This is a genomic window from Neorhizobium alkalisoli (genome assembly GCF_007829835.1).
Taxonomy (GTDB): Bacteria; Pseudomonadota; Alphaproteobacteria; order Rhizobiales; family Rhizobiaceae; genus Neorhizobium.
Window position 1 is genome coordinate 1 of record NZ_VIWP01000012.1, and the last position, 17,470, is coordinate 17,470.

At 59.6% G+C, this 17,470-nt stretch carries 15 protein-coding genes, 1 tRNA gene and 2 pseudogenes; 14 read left to right on the forward strand and 4 right to left on the reverse strand.

Annotated elements, in window-relative coordinates; translation table 11 throughout:
• Positions 1 to 18 precede the first annotated feature (18 nt).
• The 14 genes and pseudogenes from FHW37_RS28300 (at position 19) to FHW37_RS28360 (ending at position 10,441) form a co-directional block, all read left to right on the forward strand.
• Positions 19 to 95: transfer RNA gene (locus FHW37_RS28300), tRNA-Met, on the forward strand.
• Between the two features lie 148 nt (positions 96 to 243).
• A pseudogene (locus FHW37_RS34275) lies at positions 244 to 510 on the forward strand (DNA-binding protein); the annotation flags it as partial.
• Between the two features lie 182 nt (positions 511 to 692).
• Positions 693 to 1,157, forward strand: coding sequence for a hypothetical protein (locus tag FHW37_RS28310; RefSeq protein WP_145642561.1), 465 nt, complete (start codon positions 693 to 695; stop codon positions 1,155 to 1,157).
• A gap of 237 nt (positions 1,158 to 1,394) precedes the next feature.
• Positions 1,395 to 1,907, forward strand: coding sequence for a papain-like cysteine protease family protein (locus FHW37_RS28315; protein ID WP_145642563.1), 513 nt, complete (start codon positions 1,395 to 1,397; stop codon positions 1,905 to 1,907).
• A 58-nt stretch (positions 1,908 to 1,965) separates the two neighbouring features.
• A pseudogene (locus tag FHW37_RS33965) lies at positions 1,966 to 2,157 on the forward strand (IS3 family transposase); the annotation flags it as partial.
• Positions 2,158 to 2,598: 441 nt separating this feature from the next.
• Complete coding sequence (locus tag FHW37_RS28320) at positions 2,599 to 4,035, forward strand: GntP family permease (protein ID WP_145642565.1); 1,437 nt, start codon at positions 2,599 to 2,601, stop codon at positions 4,033 to 4,035.
• 94 nt (positions 4,036 to 4,129) lie between these two features.
• Positions 4,130 to 4,708 carry a HupE/UreJ family protein gene (locus FHW37_RS28325; RefSeq protein ID WP_145642567.1) on the forward strand — a complete coding sequence of 193 codons (579 nt, stop codon included), beginning with the start codon at positions 4,130 to 4,132 and terminating at the stop codon, positions 4,706 to 4,708.
• A gap of 86 nt (positions 4,709 to 4,794) precedes the next feature.
• Positions 4,795 to 5,475, forward strand: a complete 681-nt coding sequence (locus FHW37_RS28330; RefSeq protein ID WP_186458447.1) for an urease accessory protein UreF — start codon at positions 4,795 to 4,797, stop codon at positions 5,473 to 5,475.
• A gap of 66 nt (positions 5,476 to 5,541) precedes the next feature.
• Positions 5,542 to 6,060, forward strand: coding sequence for a YqhA family protein (locus FHW37_RS28335; RefSeq protein WP_145642571.1), 519 nt, complete (start codon positions 5,542 to 5,544; stop codon positions 6,058 to 6,060).
• A 54-nt stretch (positions 6,061 to 6,114) separates the two neighbouring features.
• Positions 6,115 to 6,939: an urease accessory protein UreD gene (locus FHW37_RS28340; protein ID WP_145642573.1), complete on the forward strand. Its 825-nt coding sequence runs from the start codon at positions 6,115 to 6,117 to the stop codon at positions 6,937 to 6,939.
• A gap of 26 nt (positions 6,940 to 6,965) precedes the next feature.
• A complete protein-coding gene (gene ureA, locus FHW37_RS28345) occupies positions 6,966 to 7,268 on the forward strand; it encodes an urease subunit gamma (protein ID WP_145642575.1) in 303 nt (100 codons plus the stop codon).
• Between the two features lie 9 nt (positions 7,269 to 7,277).
• Entirely contained in the window at positions 7,278 to 7,583 is a 306-nt protein-coding gene (locus tag FHW37_RS28350; protein WP_145642577.1) for an urease subunit beta, read from the forward strand.
• A gap of 9 nt (positions 7,584 to 7,592) precedes the next feature.
• Complete coding sequence (ureC, locus tag FHW37_RS28355; protein ID WP_145642579.1) at positions 7,593 to 9,296, forward strand: urease subunit alpha; 1,704 nt, start codon at positions 7,593 to 7,595, stop codon at positions 9,294 to 9,296.
• Between the two features lie 110 nt (positions 9,297 to 9,406).
• Positions 9,407 to 10,441: an urea transporter gene (locus FHW37_RS28360; protein WP_145642581.1), complete on the forward strand. Its 1,035-nt coding sequence runs from the start codon at positions 9,407 to 9,409 to the stop codon at positions 10,439 to 10,441.
• A gap of 51 nt (positions 10,442 to 10,492) precedes the next feature.
• On the opposite strand, the gene FHW37_RS28365 is transcribed toward FHW37_RS28360, so the two are convergent.
• From FHW37_RS28365 to FHW37_RS28380, 4 genes are all read right to left on the reverse strand, one after another.
• Positions 10,493 to 13,639 (reverse strand): efflux RND transporter permease subunit, encoded by a 3,147-nt coding sequence (locus tag FHW37_RS28365; RefSeq protein WP_145642583.1) that lies wholly within the window; start codon positions 13,637 to 13,639, stop codon positions 10,493 to 10,495.
• Complete coding sequence (locus tag FHW37_RS28370; RefSeq protein ID WP_145642585.1) at positions 13,636 to 14,772, reverse strand: efflux RND transporter periplasmic adaptor subunit; 1,137 nt, start codon at positions 14,770 to 14,772, stop codon at positions 13,636 to 13,638. The genes FHW37_RS28365 and FHW37_RS28370 overlap by 4 nt, the downstream gene beginning before the upstream one ends.
• Positions 14,773 to 14,854: 82 nt before the next feature.
• Positions 14,855 to 15,919: a helix-turn-helix domain-containing protein gene (locus FHW37_RS28375; protein ID WP_186458448.1), complete on the reverse strand. Its 1,065-nt coding sequence runs from the start codon at positions 15,917 to 15,919 to the stop codon at positions 14,855 to 14,857.
• A 427-nt stretch (positions 15,920 to 16,346) separates the two neighbouring features.
• Positions 16,347 to 17,402, reverse strand: a complete 1,056-nt coding sequence (locus FHW37_RS28380) for a helix-turn-helix domain-containing protein (protein WP_186458449.1) — start codon at positions 17,400 to 17,402, stop codon at positions 16,347 to 16,349.
• Between the last annotated feature and the right edge of the window lie 68 nt (positions 17,403 to 17,470).

A 17,470-nucleotide genomic window follows, 5' to 3' on the forward strand; every position in this document is an offset into this window, starting at 1 on the left:
CCAAAGGTTTGCGCTCAACGCGGGGTGGAGCAGCCCGGTAGCTCGTCAGGCTCATAACCTGAAGGCCGCAGGTTCAAATCCTGCCCCCGCAACCATCTTTACTTACGATCCCGACAAAGCCCCTTCGCGGGGCTTTTTACGTTCTACGGGTATCGTCAGGATACCAGCGAGATCACCGCGAACGTCGATCTCTATCTTCCCGTCAATCGGCGTCAGGATGATGTCTTCAACCAAGGTTCGCAGGACCTGAGCAGCCTCGATACGCTGCACTGCGTCAGCTACGGTGTCAACGCGCTCTACGAGAAGCCGAACGCCTATAGCGGTAACGGCGTCTCGCAGCACGGTCTCGACATGCGTCTCGGTCAGGCCGACCGGCTGGCTCGCGCCGCCGGCCTCGACATGGTGGATGTCGGCTGGCGTCCGACCGTCGGCAACTATCTGGGCCGCGTCACCAAGCCCCACATCCTGCAGGCCGTCCGCGAGGGCGCTGGCGAACAGGCCGCGCAGCTTACCCGAAAATCCCGCGATCTGACGGGGCCTATAAGATTGCTCTCTCGGCCGAAATCAGTGCTGACATTAAGCGATACGACATCCCAAACGTACACTTTAAACTTGAAATCCAGACATGGAAGCTTTCCAATGCAAACGAGATCGCGGCCGCAAAAAAGCAACTTGGCGATTTCCTTGGCTCAGTGCGCGTCGAGGCGCTAAGCGCTATAAACGCAATTGACCGAGCGACCAACGCGAAGGGCGTCCCTTCCGCCGTTGCGGTAAAGCTACAGAGTGCCAGTGCGATTATTCGGCGTATTTCGACTGCGCTCGGTGTCCTTCAGGACAAGCTGGACAACGGCCAATGGCCGCCCGCTGATCTCGATCTATTCGAGCAGCAATTGGTTGATGAGCTCGACAAGATCTCAAAGGCGGTCTCCGACATATTCACGGAGGCCGATGACGCGCTTTTGGGGTTGGCGGATTCAGTCAAGGACTATTTCAAGCCGATCAAATCGCGCTTCGATGCGCTGCCGACACTGGCGGATTTGGCCAGGTGGCAAACCGACCTCGAGGCAAATGTTGGAACACTCGCCACAGCTGTCAAAGCTGATATCGACAGTGTCGAGACCGCGGCCGCAGACTTGCCCGCGGAACATTGCGCCTGAGCTTCCGGATAAGTTGCTTTTACACCCTGCGGGTTGCTCAAGGGGTCGAATACAAGCTTGCCGGCGAACGCCGATCCGAAAGCACTTCAACGGATTACGCCGACAGCTTCGGCTGAGAAGCATGCAAGATCACAGACCTGCCGGACGATGCAAAGGCCATCGTATTGAGCATATCGCGCCCGACCTCTTGGAAATTCTAGAATTGAGAACAGGGCTGCCGTCATTAAGGAGGACGCTATGCCAAACTTGAAATACACCGTGCCGCCACCAATCGAAGCGGTTGACCAGGGTGTTGCTGACCTCTGCTGGCTGGCGGCAACAACAGTGGTCTACAGCTGGAAAGATGGTCGCCGGTGGACCATGACCGAAGCCGCGAACCGCCTTGGTGTGGAATTTATCGCACACCAGGCGGCGGGTTCGGCTCTGTCCTACAACGAATTGGCCCTATGGCGAAACCGTGGCCCGTTTGGGATGCAACATCAGCAGTGCATCGCTGCCAATGGCTGGGACGCACTGCTGCGAGCCCACGGTCCGCTGATCACTCTGGTCGATGGAAGTGGCGCTGGCGAGATTAATCACGCGGTTATCGTGTACGGTATCGAAGGCGACGGAGGTGCGGGGACCACCTTCCTCAGTGTCGCTAATGGGCAGGGAGGAGTGCTCCAGCGCTGGAGCCTCAGCGACTTTGTGTCCATCTTCGAGATTGGGCCAGGCAACGATCTGCTATTTAGTGTACTCTACTCTCAATAATTGGCCGAATAGGAACATGGGGATGCGGACGAAAACTTGGACCACCAAGAGGTAGTTCATGTATTCCCATGCAAGCATAATTCGGGCGGTCGAGCTGTATATCAAGCTCGACAAGCGGGTTGAGGCGACGATCCGCCAGTTGGGTTGTCCGACCAAGAATGCGCCGAGGAACTGGTACCGCGAATACTAGCAGCACCGCGACCTACCCGTTCGTTGTGTGGCTCGCGCGCCGAAGTTCGCTGTGGCCCAGCCCGCAACCACCGAAACTTGTAAATTCTCCCACGCGGGAAACCGACGTAGAAGCTCCTCGACGTAAGCCTCGTGGAGCTTTTTCTTTTTGTACTCCGCGTCGATCTCGCCCGAAGCAATCCGGGACATCAGGTCATTCTGCGCGATGACGGCTGGCCAGCACGCTCCGATCGCGCTTTAGTAAGAGTTTAGAGGACTCTACTCTCTATGCCCGCTTTGCTCGCGCTTAGAATCCCGAAATTTGGCAGGACGTCCATTTCTCGGGTCGTGAGCAGCCTTTTAGACGCGGGCCGATCGACTAACCGCAAGCGATGGCTCATGAAATATCCAGCGGATGCGGAATTAATCCCATTCGCCAATCCTCTTCCTCCACCGGGCGTTTCCGCTCGGATCTGGGCCGCGAGGCGGTATTGATTGGAAGGATGAGTACTGAGAGGCGAGTATGGGGCTGTTTGGCATTTTACTTGGACTCGGTCTCCTGATGTGGTTCGCCTATCGCGGATGGAGCGTTTTGCTCCTGGCTCCCGCGGCGGCCCTCGTCGTGGCCATCATTTCCGGCGAACCGCTTCTGCCGCATTGGACCGCAACCTTCATGGGCGGGACGGCACGTTTCGTCGCGCAGTGGTTCCCGATGTTCCTATTGGGCGGTATCTTCGGCAAGATGATGGACGATAGCGGTTCGATCACCTCGATCGCCCGTTTTCTGACTGAGCGGCTGGGCGTCAAGCGGACCATGCTTTCGGTCGTGCTTGCCTCTGCCGTCGTGACTTATGGCGGTGTCAGTGTCTTCGTCGCGTTCTTCGTACTGGTGCCAATGGCGCGGGAGATGTTCCGCGCGGCGAATATTCCGGCACGGCTGATGCCAGCCGCTATCGGGCTCGGCGCTTTCACCTTCACCATGTCGGCAATGCCTGGGACGCCCTCCACCAATAACGCGATCCCGATGCCTTATTTCGGCACGACGACATTCGCCGCCCCAGGTCTCGGCATCATTGCCTCGATCATCACCTTCGCTTTCGGAATGTGGTGGCTGGCGCATATCGAAGCCAAGGCGCGCGCGGCAGGCGAGGGCTATACGGGCGATGGCGAGGCCATCGTCATCACTGAAAAGGTTCGCGAACAGGCGACGAGTTCCGGCGATTTTGACCCCAACGAACTCGTCCACGGCCAACGAAGCGACAACGGTCCGTCTTTCCTGTTCGCCGTTCTACCTCTGATTGTCGTCATCGCTGTAAACTTTCTGATGGCGCTGGTGGTGTTGCCAAGGATCGACTTTTCGGGAGCCGAAACGACGCTTGGCATCAACATCGTGTCGACGATCGGCGTATGGGCTGTCCTCATCGCCTTGGCGGCCGCGATTGTTACGGTCATCTGTGTCAATTACGGCCGGCTTGGAAAATTGCGCGAGAGCCTCGACGCAGGGGCCAATTCGGCGGTGCTGCCGATTATGACCGTCGCGAGCCTTGTCGGTTTCGGTGCGGTCGTGGCGGCCATGCCGGCCTTTAATGTCGTCCGTGACGCCGTGCTGCAGATCCCGGGCGGCCCGCTCGTTTCGCTGGTTGTGGCGATGAACGCGCTTGCCGGCCTGACTGGCACGGCCTCGGGCGGCATGGCGATCGCGCTGAATTCTCTTGGCAGCGAATATATGCGTCTCGCCGCCGAGCACGGTATCGACCCCGCGTTGATGCACCGGCTTACGACGATCAGCGCGGGAACGCTCGATGCATTACCGCATAATGGGACGGTGCTCCTGCTGTTGCAGATCAGCAAGCAGACACATGCCGGGAGCTATTTCGACATGGTGATGACGGTGATCGTCGGTGTGATCATTTCCCTGGTGGCGGTGTTCGTCCTGGGATCGATGTTCGGCTCGTTCTGAGCCGTCAGTGCAGGCATGTTTTGCGCAGGATCGCGGCAGGTCCGCTGCCAGGTCCTATGTGGTCTTCATTCGATCGACACTTTGGAGGTGTGTGATGAAAAGATTGTCGCTTATGGCTTTTGCACCATTGCTGGTGATTGGTACGCCGGCACTCGCCCATCCGGAGCATGCCGGCCATGGTTCTGTCATGGCCGGGTTTGTCCATCCGTTTGCAGGCATGGATCATGTGCTTGCAATGGCGGCAGTCGGCCTTTGGGCGGCCACGCTGGGCGGGCGTGCCCTGGTTGCCGTGCCTGCGACTTTTGTCGGCGTCATGATGCTCGGCTTCGTCGCGGCTCTCGCCGGTGTGACTGTCCCGTTCGTCGAACCGATGATCCTCTCCTCCGTCGTGGCGCTTGGACTTTTGATCGCCATCGCCCGGCAGGTGCCGGTGGTAGCCGCGGCTGGCATCGTCGGTTTGGTCGCGTTTTTCCATGGCCACGCGCATGGCGTGGAGATGGCCGGCGATAGCGCTCTGTCCTTCGGCGTGGGCTTTGCGCTCGCGACCATGCTCCTTCATGCCGCGGGCCTCGGCTTGGGTCTTGGCGCCGCACGCGTGATCCGCGGCCCGACGGGGGTACGGATCGCCGGCGCCGCGACGGCACTCGGCGGAGTTCTGTTGCTCGCGAACTGAGCCGGCAGACAAGGTTTTCCGTGCATCCAGGGTCCGATGACCGGTTCTCCCCGACATCGGGTCTATCGCTCCAGAAAGGTGTCGTGGTGTCCGAAGCAAAATCCGTGATCCTGCCGATACAACTTTTGCGGCTTGTCAGTCCAAGCCAGCCGGTGGGTGCCTTTTCCTATTCGCGCAGTCTCGAATGGGCGGTGCATGACCGTACCGTCCGTGACGAGGCGACGGCGGCGGAATGGATCTTCGGGCTTGTCGAGCGTAGCTATGCAGTCTGCGATGCGGCCCTGTTCTGGCGCATGATGCAGGCATTGGGCGCTGGCGACCGGGAAGCTTTCCTGAGGGCGGACGCCTGGCTGTCCGCAATGCGGGAAAGCCGTGAAATCGAGTTCGAGGACAAGCAGATGGGGGCATCCATGCTGCAGGTTCTCCGGGATCTCGATGTACCCTTGGTCCGATCCTATGCGGACAGGCGGTTAAGCTATCCGGCTGCTTTTGCGCTTGCCGCAACCCATTGGGACATCGCGCCGCCAGTCGCCCTGCGAGGACTTATATGGAGCATGATCGAGGGGCAGGTGTCGGCGGCAATCCGGCTGGTGCCACTCGGCCATACGTCCGGCCAGCGCCTTCTGGTCGCTGCAGCGGATGTCATTGAGCGCGCAGCCTGCAAGGCCGAATCTTTAGGCGATGACGAAATCGGCAATGCCGCACCGGCGATGGCAATGGCCAGCGCGTGGCATGAGACCCAATACAGCCGTCTGTTCCGTTCATGATTTTTATCGGACGCGTTTGAGCAGACCAAAACCCAGTCGGCATAGAGGTGCAGAGAGGATTTCGAGTTGATTTCGCTGTTTCGCGGCCTTCGATACGTTCTTCTTCTTGCCGCAGCCGGCGTGCTTGTCGGCGCCTTCCTGATGTTCTGGGAAGCGATCATGATGCTTTGGGAGAGCTACTGGATGGCCCGGCTCAACTCCGACACATCCGTGATCGTCTCCGTCCTGCGCGCGTCTGACAAGATCCTGCTCGGCATCGTCTTGATGGTGGTCGGCTGTGGCATCGCGCTCGGTTTTGCTCTCGATATTCCCGAACAGCAGCGGTCGCTTCTGCCACAATGGATGATCATCGACACGATTGCCGAACTGAAGAACCTCTTCTTCCAGATGATCATCCTCTACCTGGTCGTACATTTCGCAGCCCAGGTCGGAGAGATGCAGACGTCTCCGAACTGGGAGGCGCTGGTATTGCCGATATCCGCGCTGCTTCTGGCAGGCGCAATGAAATTGACTGCGAGCTCGCACCACCTCTCGGAAGAGGGACGTCGCGAGCGCGGCGAGAGCAGGCTTGGGAAAACGGACTGACGGCGGGATGGAACGCACCGCTCACATTCGGAACTGAAGAGAGGAATTCAGCGTATGACAGGTGGCTGGCACGCCGAGCTCGAACTGTGGTTTGCGAATTCGCATGGCAAGACGCGCCTGATGCGCCGGCGGCATTGCGGGCCGCTCGCAGTACAGCGCGCCTTCCATCCCGAGGATGACGGTTCTGCGCATCTCTACGTCCTGCATCCGCCCGGCGGCGTGGCGGGCGGCGACATGCTTGACATCACCTGCCACCTCGCGCCTCTGACGCGAAGCGTTCTCACCACGCCCGGAGCCACGAAATTCTATCGCAGCGACGGTGAGACAGGCGTGCAACGCACCCGGATCAATGTCGGCGCTGGCGCCATGTGTGAAAATCTTCCGCAGGAAACGATACTTTTCGAAGGCGCGGATGCTTTCATCTCAACATGCGTCACTCTCGACGATGATGCGGCTTATACCGGCTGGGACTTCGTAAGCTTCGGCCGGCCGGCAGCCGGCGAAGGGTTCGCGGGCGGGCGTTTTCGCCAACGCGTGGAGATCATCCGCGACCGCGAACCCATATGGTTCGAGCAGATGGCATTTTCGCGCGCGCCCGAAGTTCTGGAAGCGGCCTACGTGCTTGCTGGCCAACCCATCATGGGAACGATGGTCTATGCGGGGCCGGTGCTGGAAAACACCGTCGACCATATTCGCGATCATGTCGGGGCGGCGGCAAGAGGCGTCTTTTCGGTCACCCAACTGGAACGCGTGATCGTCTGCCGATACCTCGGCCAACGCATGTCTCAAGGCAAGGCGCTCTTTCTGCAGGCATGGAGCATTCTGCGTGAGCGCGGCCTGATGAAGAAGGCCATCGCTCCACGCATCTGGGCAACGTGAAACAGCAAAACGATGAGGGTAAACCCATGGAACTGCTACCGCGTGAAAAAGACAAACTCCTGATCTTCACGGCTGCCCTGCTGGCAGAGCGCCGCATGGCAAAAGGGCTGAAGCTGAACTACCCCGAAGTCGTGGCCTATATTTCGGCGGCCTTGCTGGAGGGCGCCCGTGAAGGGCGAACTGTTGCCGATCTGATGTCATATGGCGCGACATTGCTGAGCCGCGACGACGTCATGGAGGGCGTGCCCGAGATGATCCACGACATTCAGGTCGAGGCGACATTTCCGGACGGCACGAAACTCGTCACCGTCCACAATCCGGTTCCATAGGAGGCCGTCATGATCCCCGGCGAATATTTTATCGAGGATGGTTCCATCGCGCTCAATGCCGACCGGCAAACCCGCAAGGTCGATGTCGCAAATTCTGGCGACCGGCCGATTCAGGTTGGTTCACATTACCATTTCTACGAGACGAACGAGGCGCTCCTTTTCGACCGTGCGGCCGCACGGGGTTTCCGGCTCAACATTCCGGCGGGAACGGCCGTCCGTTTCGAGCCGGGCCAGGAACGTACGGTAGAGCTGGTCGCGCTCGACGGCGGACGTGAGGTTTATGGGTTCAACGCCAAGGTCATGGGCAAGCTGTAGGAGGCGAGGATGGGAACGATCACACGACAGAACTATGCCGATCTCTACGGCCCGACCAAGGGAGACAGGATAAGGCTGGCCGATACGGAACTCGTCATCGAGATCGAGGAAGACCATACCACTTACGGCGAGGAGGTAACCTTCGGCGGTGGCAAGGTGATCCGCGACGGTATGGGCCAGAGCCAGCGCCCGGCAGCCGAGGTGGCCGACGTCGTCATCACCAATGTGGTCATCGTTGACCACCGGGGTATCGTCAAGGCGGATGTCGGGATCAAGAACGGGCGCATTTCGGGTATCGGCAAGGCGGGCAATCCCGATATCCAGCCCGGCGTATCCATCATCGTCGGCGGAGCGACGGATATCATCGCCGGCGAGGGGCGCATACTTACCGCGGGCGGGATCGATACCCATATCCATTTCATCGCGCCCCAGCAGGCGGAAGAAGCACTGGCAAGCGGTACGACGACGCTTGTCGGCGGCGGCGCCGGCCCGACGGTCGGCACGCTCGCGACCACTGTCACGGCCGGCCCATGGGCGATCCACCGGATGCTTGAGGCCGCAGAAGCGCTGCCCATCAATGTCGGCCTGCTCGGCAAGGGCAATGTCAGCATGCCTGATCCATTGCGGGAGCAGGTTCGCGCCGGCGTCGTCGGTCTTAAGTTGCACGAAGATTGGGGCACGACGCCCGCCGCGATCGACAATTGTCTGACAGTTGCGGATGAAATGGACGTTCAGGTCGCGCTTCACAGCGATACGCTCAACGAAAGCGGCTTTGTCCGCGATACGTTTGCGGCGATGAAGGGCCGCACGATCCACAGCTTCCATACCGAGGGTGCTGGTGGCGGTCATGCGCCTGATATCATCACGGCGGCGGGTGAGGAAAACGTGCTTCCTTCCTCCACCAACCCGACAAGGCCCTATACGATCAACACGGTGGACGAGCATCTCGACATGCTGATGGTCTGCCACCACCTAAGCCCGCAGATCCCCGAGGACGTGGCTTTCGCAGAATCGCGAATCCGGCGGGAAACGATCGCGGCGGAGGATATTCTCCATGATCTCGGCGTCTTCTCGATGATGTCGTCGGACTCGCAGGCGATGGGCCGCATCGGGGAAACGACGCTTCGCTGCTGGCAGACGGCGCACAAGATGAAGGTTCAGCGCGGTCCGCTTGAGGAAGACAGCGAACGCAACGACAATTTCCGCGTCAAACGTTATGTCGCGAAATACACGATCAACCCTGCCCTGACGCATGGTTTTGCGCATGAGATCGGCTCCGTGCAGGTCGGAAAGCGCGCTGACCTCGTGCTCTGGAAGCCCGCTTTTTTCGGCATCAAGCCGCAAATGGTGATGATCGGCGGCATGATTGCGATCGCTCCGATGGGTGACCCTAATGCGTCGATCTCAACGCCGCAGCCGGTGCATTACCGCCCGATGTACGGCGTGCTGGGGCGGGCGCTCGGCTCGACAGGCGTCACCTTCGTTTCAAAAGCCGCGCTCGATGACGGGATCGGCGAAAAACTGAAGCTGTCCAAGCAGCTCGTGGCGGTCAACGGTACCCGCACGGTGCGCAAGAAGGACATGGTGCACAACAGCCGCACACCAAAGCTCGAAGTCGATCCGCAGAATTACAAGGTGCGCGTCGATGGCGAACTCATTACCTGCGAGCCGGCGGCGGCGTTGCCGATGTCGCAGCGGTATTTCCTTTTCTAGGTCGCGAAAGGATCGGGCGCAGTCTCTGCGTCCCGCTTTCTTGCCACAAGGTGCCTGGGCTCCGCGTCAAAATGCTGAAGCTTCCGGGCCTGCCAAAGGAGCAGACACTCATGAAGTTCGGTCCTTTCCCTGACCAACCATTGTTTTCCTTCGTCGAGTGGTCGCTGCGCGGCGTCGGGCAGGTGGTCTTCCAGAATAATCCCCTGTCCGGGCTGATCATCCTCGCCGCACTCGTATGGAATTCATGGATCTACGCCGTGATCTGTTTGCTCGGCGTCGTCTCGAGCACGTTGACGGCCCTCATTCTCAAGGCCGACAAAGGGATGATCCGAGACGGCCTGTATGGTTTCAATGGAGCGCTGGTCGGCCTGGCGCTTGTTGCCTTCACGAGCGAAGATTTTAGGGCGGGCTCGATCCCGTCCGTCGCAATGCTTGTCTATCTCATCTGTGGTGCAGCTTTCACCACGATGGCCGCCGCAAGCATCGGAACCTTGCTGGCACCTCACAAGGTTGCTCCCCTGACAATGCCCTTCGTCCTGATAGGGTGGCTGTTTCTGTTCGCCGTTCTGAAATTCGATGCCATCGATGCCGGGCCGATGGCCAAGCCGATCTCGCCGGAGCAGTTTTCCGATACCGTTCCCTATGTCTTCACCACATGGTCCGAGGGGATCGGGACGTCGATCGGCCAGATCTTCTTCCAGGACAACTGGATTTCCGGCTATCTCATTCTTATCGCGATCGGGCTGAACTCGCGCATTGGCGCGGCGATGGCCTTTATCGGCGCGGTCGTGGGCACGCTTGTCGCCGCCCTTTATGGTGGCCCTGAAGGGGCCGTGCGTGATGGCCTGTTCGGGTATAATTCGGCTCTGACCGCCATGGCGCTCGGGGGCGTTTTCCTGGTTCTTACCTGGCGAAGTCTGCTCTACGCCGTTTTCGGCGCGGTTCTCGCAAGCTGGTTATGGGCCTCCGTTGCCATATTCCTGACCCCGATCGGAATGCCGGTCCTGACCTCCACCTTCGTCCTCGTCACCTGGCTCATGCTGTTGGGGCAGGGGGCCTTCAAGGCACTTGTCCCGGTGCCGCCGGCCGAATCCACCACTCCGGAAGAGAACCGCGTCCGTTACCTTAGCGAAGAGCCGCACTGATTTTGGCGCCCGCTTAGGCAATGTCGTGGATGAGGTGGAATCGGGCGCAGGCTATCGCCCTGACATATCCGGCGCAGCATCGGGTTTGACGCCGAACAACCTCTGTTTCAGGCTCTCCCGCGCGGTCTGTACCATCAGGTAGAGAACGGGGATCACCACGAGGCCAAGGACGGTGCCGAGAAGCAGCCCACCCAGAACGGTGGAGCCGATCGCCTGACGACTGCCGGCACCCGCGCCGGTCGCGACCACCAATGGCACGACGCCCAATATCGAGGCGAGCGCAGTCATCAGGACAGGTCGGAACCGCTGTGAGGTGCCTTCGGTTGCCGCTTCGAGAATGCTCATGCCTTCCTCGCGGCGCTCCTTGGCGAATTCGACGATCAGGATGGCATTCTTGGCCGCAAGGCCGATAAGCAGCAGCAGGCCGATCTGCGCGTAGATGTTAAGATCGATGCCGCCGATGACGAGGGCGCCAAGAGCGCCGACCACCGCCACGGTGACCGACAGCATGACGGCAACCGGCACGCTCCAGCTTTCATATTGTGCGACAAGAAAGAGATAGGTGAAAACGATACCCATGATGAGGATGATCACGGTCTCGTTGCCGGACTGCTGCTCCTGCAGCGCCAGTCCCGTCCATTCGAAACCGAACCCGACCGGCAACGCCGCCTCGGCCAGATCGCCCATGAGCGTCAGCGCCTGGCCGGTACTTGTCCCGCCGGCAGCCTGGCCGTTGATCGAGGCGGACGAGAAGAGGTTATAACGATTGACCGAACTCGGCCCGTGGATCGTGGAAATCGAAAGCATGCTTTGCAGCGGCACGAGCGCACCGGACTGGCTTCTTACTCTCAGCCGCCCAATGTCGTCGATGCGTTGGCGATAGGTCGGTTCGTCCTGCAGGCGAACCTGATAAACCCTGGAGAAGATGTTGAAGTCATCGACATAAGCCGATCCCAGATGTGCCTGCAATGTGCTGAAGATCGAGGCCGGCGAAACACCGTAGAGTTCGGCCCGTTTCCGGTCGATATCGAGATAGAGCTGCGGCACATCGGCCGAAAACGTGCTGAACACGCCCGCAAGGCCGGGCGTGTGGTTCGCCCGCACAATAAGGTTCCGCATGACCTCGGCAAGCTCCTGCTGGCTCTGGCCCGCACGCGCCTGCAGGCGGAAATCGAAGCCTCCGGTGGTACCGAGACCGGGGATTGCCGGTGGATTGAAGGGCACGATCGATGCGGTCGAAATCGCCGCGAGCTGGGGACGCAGCCGATTGATCAATGCAAAGGCACTCTGGTCCGATCCGCGTTCGCCCCAGGGCTTGAGCGCCGAGATGATCATTCCGCTGTTCGAGCCGCCGCCGCCGACCATGCTGGTACCGGCAATGCCGATCGTATTGGCGATCCCGGGCGTCTGCTGCAGAAGCGCGCTGACCTGCACCATCGTCTGTTGTGTCCGTTCCAGGGAGGCAGCATTCGGAAGCTGCACGTTCATGAACAGATATCCCTGGTCTTCGGCCGGCACGAAGCCGGTCGGAAGAACGCGATAGAAGCCATAGATGCCCCCGAGGACGGCGACCAAAAGCACAGCGCTCAGCACCAGACGCCGCGCGAATAGCGCAAACAGATGTAGGTAGAAGCGGCGGGAGGCGTCCAGGCCGTTGTTCAGCTTGCCGAAGATGCCGGTCTTGCGTTCCGGCGACGGGCGCAGGATCAGCACGCACAAGGCAGGGCTGAGGGTCAGGGCGTTGATCGTCGAAAAGACGACGGTGACAAGGATCGTGACGGCAAACTGGCGGTAGAGCTCACCTGTTATGCCCGTCAGAAATGCGACCGGGACGAAGAGTGCGGCGAGAACCAGGGTGGTTGCAACGATCGGCCCGGTTACCTGCTGCATCGTCTCAAGAGTTGCCGCGCGAATGTCGATCGCCCGCTGGGTCATCAGCCGCTGGACATTTTCCACGACGATAATGGCGTCGTCGACGACGAGGCTGATCGCCAGAATGACGGCAAACAGCGTGATCGTATTGGCGGAATATCCCAGTGCATAGAGGACCGCAAATCCGCCGATCAGTGAGACGGGGATCGTCAGGGTCGGGATGAGAGTTGCGCGCCAGTCCTGGAGAAACGCGTAGACGACGGCGACGACGAGCAGGAAGGTGATCGCAAGCGTCACGAAGATCTCGCGGATCGTCTCCCGCACGAAGGAGGTCGTGTCGAAGACGAGCGTATAGGCGATGTCCTCCGGGAACTGGGTGGAAAGCCTGTCCAGTTCACCGAGAACGGCATTGGACACGGCAAGGGCATTTGCGTCGGACGACTGGTAGACGACGACCGTCGCGCTCGGACGGCCATTGAGGGTCGAGGCGGTGTCGTAGGACTGGGCACCGAGCTCGATACGGGCGACATCGCGCAGCCTGACAATGCCGCCGTCGCGGTTGCTGCGAACGATGATGTCGCCGAACTCGGCTTCACTGGCAAGCCGCCCGCGCGCGGCTACGGTCAGCTGCAACTGCTGTCCTGTCATTGCCGGCGGCGAACCGATCTGACCGGCGGATGCCTGGGCGTTCTGCGCCTGGATTGCGGCGGTCAGGTCCGAAGCCGTGATGCCAAGTGCCTCCATCCGGTCAGGCATCATCCAGATCCGCATGCTGTAGGTGGGCCCGAACACGCTCGCGTCGCCGACGCCGGGCAGGCGGGCCAGCGCATCTCGGATGTTCACGTTTGCATAATTGCTGATGAACACGTCGTTGCGCGTTCCCTTCGGCGAATAGATCGCCAAGCCAAGCAGCATGCTGGACGAGCGGCTGCGGACAGTCACGCCCGCCTGCGTAACAGCGGCGGGAAGGCGCGGCGTTGCCAGCGCGAGGCGATTTTGGACATTGACCTGCGCAATCGCGGGATCGGTCCCTGCCTCGAACGTAACAGTGAGCGAATAGGTGCCGTTGTCGGAGCTCGAAGAGGACATGTACAGCATGCCTTCCACGCCGTTGACCTGCTCCTCGATCGGAGCACCGACGCTATCGGTCATCACCGTTGCATTCGCGCCCGGATAAATGGTTGAAACCTGGACTTCCGGCGGCGTGATCTGGGGGAATTGCGCGACCGGGATCTGCAGAAGCGAGACGCCGCCCGCAATAAGCATGACGACCGCGATCACCATCGCGAACCGGGGACGGCCGATGAAGGGAGCGGAAATATTCATTTCGACACCGACGGCTGGGCTGGAGCAGGGGGGGTGACAATCTCGATTGTCGATCCTTCCGTGATGTTCTGAAGCCCCTCGACGATCACATCTTCGCCCCCCTTCAGCCCGCGCTCCACGATCCAGCTTCCGTCTCGCTGTTCGGAGACGGTGATCCGGCGCTGCTCGACCTTCCGATCCGGTGTGGCGAGCATGACGTATTTTCCCGCGCGGTCCTGTTGTACGGCGCCCAAGGGGATGGTCGGACGTTCCAGCCGGGTGATTTCGGCGACGACCACCGTGACGAATTGGCCGGGGATCAACAGAAAGTCGCTGTTTTGAAAGACGGAGCGGATCGCGAGGGTCCCGGTGCTTTCATCGACTTCGCTTCCCAGAAACGCGATCGGGGCATGTTGCGAATAGATCTCGCCGTTGGAAAGCCTCAGCCGCGTTTCATATCGACGGGCCAGCTCGTCCTTGCTCGCCCCGCCTGCGGCTTTCCTCAAGTCCAGCAATATGCGGTCGCTGATCGAGAACACCACACGGACCGGATCCATCTGCACTACGCGCGTCAAAGCCGGGGATGCGGCGGTGAAAAAACTTCCGACCGATAACGCCGCCGTTCCGACACGTCCCTTCAACGGAGAGGTGACATGGCTATAGCTGAGATTGAGTTCGGCCTGCCGCACGGCGGCATCAGCGGATTGAACGCCCGCTGCGGCCGTGTCGCGTGCGGTTTCGCTCTGTTCGACCGTTGCGCGGGCAACGCTCTGGTTCAAGGTCTGATTGCGTGCAAGCTGCCGCTCCGCATCGAGGAGGGTTGCATTGGCGCGTGTGAGATTGGCCTTCGCGTCGGACAGCGCAATTTCGAATGCCCGGCTATCGATCCTGAAAAGTTCCTGACCTTCTTCGACAACCGCCCCTTCCTCGAAAAGCCGCGCCTCGATGAAGCCGTCGATCCGCGAGCGAATGTCGACGGCATTCAACGCTTCCACGCGCCCCACGAACTCGTATTCCGGCGAAACATCCTCAAGCGTAACCTTCATTGTCGCAACTTTCGGCGTGTCGTCTGCCCGCGCAGAAACCGGCAGTGCTGGCGAGGCGGCAATGAATGCGGCAATCAAAGCAATCGAAAAGCTGCTGGGAATTTCCATCTGGGGTACTCCGGAAAGCGTCAATAGGCATTGCCCGAAGGTTGGAACGGCAGCACGCAGGCTTCGTCCAGCTCCGGGGCGATCAGGGTAGGCTGCCGGCAAATCCGTATGCTGCTGCTGTTTGTGCCATGATGGTATGCAGGGATGGTTTGTTGCCGTCGCCAGTTCCGGAAAGCGGAATATGGTTGTCCAGCTGGAGCAAGCCGCCATTGCGAGCTTCCTTCGGCGTCAATCCGAATTCACGGCGGAATGTGCGACTGAAGGTCGAGGGGTCCATGAAGCCCCATTCCTCGGCGATCGACGAAATGGACCGCTTGTTGGTTTCGTCGGAAAGCAGATCCTTCGTCCGAAGTAGCCTTTGGCGCCGGATATAATTCGAAATGCCGCCTGCTGCCTCGAAGATCCGGTACAGACGGGATCGCGACACGTTGAGATCGCGGCAGATCGTGTCGGGTGAGAGATTGCGGTCGGCGAGATGTGCGGCAATATGTTTTTTCGCTCGTGCTATGATCACCGCGTTGATCGGCCCTTCCGCCTCTTCAAGCTTATTGCGGCAGCATGTAATGCAGGCAGCAAGCAGCGTGGTGGTCGCAGTTGCGATGTGCTCGGCATCCCGCTCGGTTCGATACGGAAGCGAGCGATGGAGAAGCTCGATATAATCGACGATCAAGCTTGCCATTTCTGGCCGGATTAAAAGCTCCGATGGTTGCGTGAACGCGAAGTCACGAGGCAGAATAAGGGCCAGCGTACCATCATCCTTGCCTTCAGCTTCATAGGGTGCGGCAAGGCAATGCCAGCGCAATTCTCCGGAATGTTTTTTTATGCCGCTTGGACCGGCGATGAGCGGAACACTCAGGATCCAGTGGTCGAAGACCGGGTTCTTTTTGCTGCTCCACCGCCGGTGATAGCCTGTGCCGGGATAATCCAGCGACAGCAGCGCAAGGTTCCCCATCCGCCATACCTTCTGGCGTGCATTGAACGCCCGGAACTTCTCGCACAGCAGCGCGACATCGCCGAGATCGGAGTTCCAGGATCTGTACAGGTCAAACTGTTCGGCAGGCGGCGCCTCTGACGTGTCGACGTCGACGATGCAGTTCAAGAACGCCTGGCCATCGCTTCTTTCGGCAATGCGCGTGTCGTGCTGCATGGCCTCACCCCATCCTTCGAGCAAACATGAAACATCGCTGGATGCACGATGAAACAGGCTGCAGACATGTCGTATTCCGACGCAGACTGGATTGGCGTCGCGGATATGGGAAAGCATCAGGATGAGGGGGAGAAGCGGATGCGAAACCAAGATTCATGATCAAGACTCCAGGCCGGACAGCAATCGCAGGAGAAGATCAGCTCACGGCCGCAAGGGAGCCAGATGGAGAGCGCGAAGCCGTTCCAGTCACACCGAAAATGAATTCAGACGAGAGTTCAGCCCACTCTGCCAAGGGATGGGCGTTTGCAGTATTCCTACAAAAATAGAGATATGCGCACGTTTGGACATATGCAGCTGATCCCAAACCTGTGCGCGGTGTCCATTTGTTTCCGGGTGCGCAGGGGAAGACGGGAAAGCTGGAAAGCGATCACGAATGGAAGTTCGTTAAGCCAAGCGAATTGCTGACAAGCAGCGAGTTGAGTGTGCCGATAGTGACATCGGAACCGACGGTTTCCGATGTCACTATTCCCTGCCAGCCCAGCATTCTCGCTTCCTTCGGCGAAAGTCCGAATTCACGCTTGAACATGCGACTATAATTGGAAGGATCGGTAAATCCCATCTTCTCGGCGATCTGCGAGATGGAATAAACGTTGTTGCTATCCGACAATGCGCGGCGCGTCTCCAGCAGGCGTTTGCGGCGGATATAGTTGGAAATGCCCCCGGCAGGCTCGAAAATGCGGTACAGCCGCGAGCGGGAAACGCCTATCGTCCTGCAAAGACGCTCGGGGCTCAGATCCGCGTCTGCAAGTCTGGCGTCGATTGCGCGAATGGCGCGGGTGGTTATCACCGCATCGATGGGTGCCTGCGCTTGCGCCAGCTTTTCGCGAGACGGCAGGAGAACCGCGGAAACCAAGTGTATTGTGGCTTCGCCGATTCTGAAAACATCACTCCGCCTCAGATGCGAAAGATTTTGCGAAAGCAGGATCAGGTAGTCCGCGAGAAACTCGGCGGCATGGTCAGCGATCTCGGGATGAAGCGGAGCGTCCACCGCGCCGTAGGGAAGGAAAAGCGCAATCAGGCTGCCTTCGCTTTCATAGGTACCGGGTACGACGAGATTGGCTATTCGAAGCCGCTGGTTGGAAACGGGATTTTTGGGGCCGTCGGCAGTGGCGGCTTTGACGGTGACGACCCAATTGTCCACTGCCGGCTTTTTCTTGTGCTCCCAGCACAGGAGATGCAGCGGGGAATGATCGATCGCCGCAAATGCAATTTCGCCGATCTGCCAGATCTTCTCTTTGGCTTCGAAACTCAGGACGTCACCGCATTTCAGTTCGACGTTCATGACCGCCGAATGCCAGTTCCGGAAGACTTCGAAACGATCCGACGCGCGGACACAATCAGTATCGCATTCGATTGCGCATCGCAGCGGTTCGTCGACGATTATGTCGCTCGATAGTTTCCCACATCTTGCCCGTGCATCCATGATATCCCTCCCTGAGTTCACAGATAAAACAAACATGAGGTAGTCGGCACCGGACTACGCCGGTGAAA

Coding starts and splice junctions, on each gene's coding strand:
- FHW37_RS28315 (WP_145642563.1), top strand. CDS start 1,395: ATGCCAAACTTGAAATACACCGTGCCGCCACCAATCGAAGCGGTTGAC.
- FHW37_RS28320 (WP_145642565.1), top strand. CDS start 2,599: ATGGGGCTGTTTGGCATTTTACTTGGACTCGGTCTCCTGATGTGGTTC.
- FHW37_RS28325 (WP_145642567.1), top strand. CDS start 4,130: ATGAAAAGATTGTCGCTTATGGCTTTTGCACCATTGCTGGTGATTGGT.
- FHW37_RS28340 (WP_145642573.1), top strand. CDS start 6,115: ATGACAGGTGGCTGGCACGCCGAGCTCGAACTGTGGTTTGCGAATTCG.
- ureA (WP_145642575.1), top strand. CDS start 6,966: ATGGAACTGCTACCGCGTGAAAAAGACAAACTCCTGATCTTCACGGCT.
- FHW37_RS28350 (WP_145642577.1), top strand. CDS start 7,278: ATGATCCCCGGCGAATATTTTATCGAGGATGGTTCCATCGCGCTCAAT.
- ureC (WP_145642579.1), top strand. CDS start 7,593: ATGGGAACGATCACACGACAGAACTATGCCGATCTCTACGGCCCGACC.
- FHW37_RS28360 (WP_145642581.1), top strand. CDS start 9,407: ATGAAGTTCGGTCCTTTCCCTGACCAACCATTGTTTTCCTTCGTCGAG.
- FHW37_RS28365 (WP_145642583.1), bottom strand. CDS start 13,639: ATGAATATTTCCGCTCCCTTCATCGGCCGTCCCCGGTTCGCGATGGTG.
- FHW37_RS28370 (WP_145642585.1), bottom strand. CDS start 14,772: ATGGAAATTCCCAGCAGCTTTTCGATTGCTTTGATTGCCGCATTCATT.
- FHW37_RS28375 (WP_186458448.1), bottom strand. CDS start 15,919: ATGCAGCACGACACGCGCATTGCCGAAAGAAGCGATGGCCAGGCGTTC.
- FHW37_RS28380 (WP_186458449.1), bottom strand. CDS start 17,402: ATGGATGCACGGGCAAGATGTGGGAAACTATCGAGCGACATAATCGTC.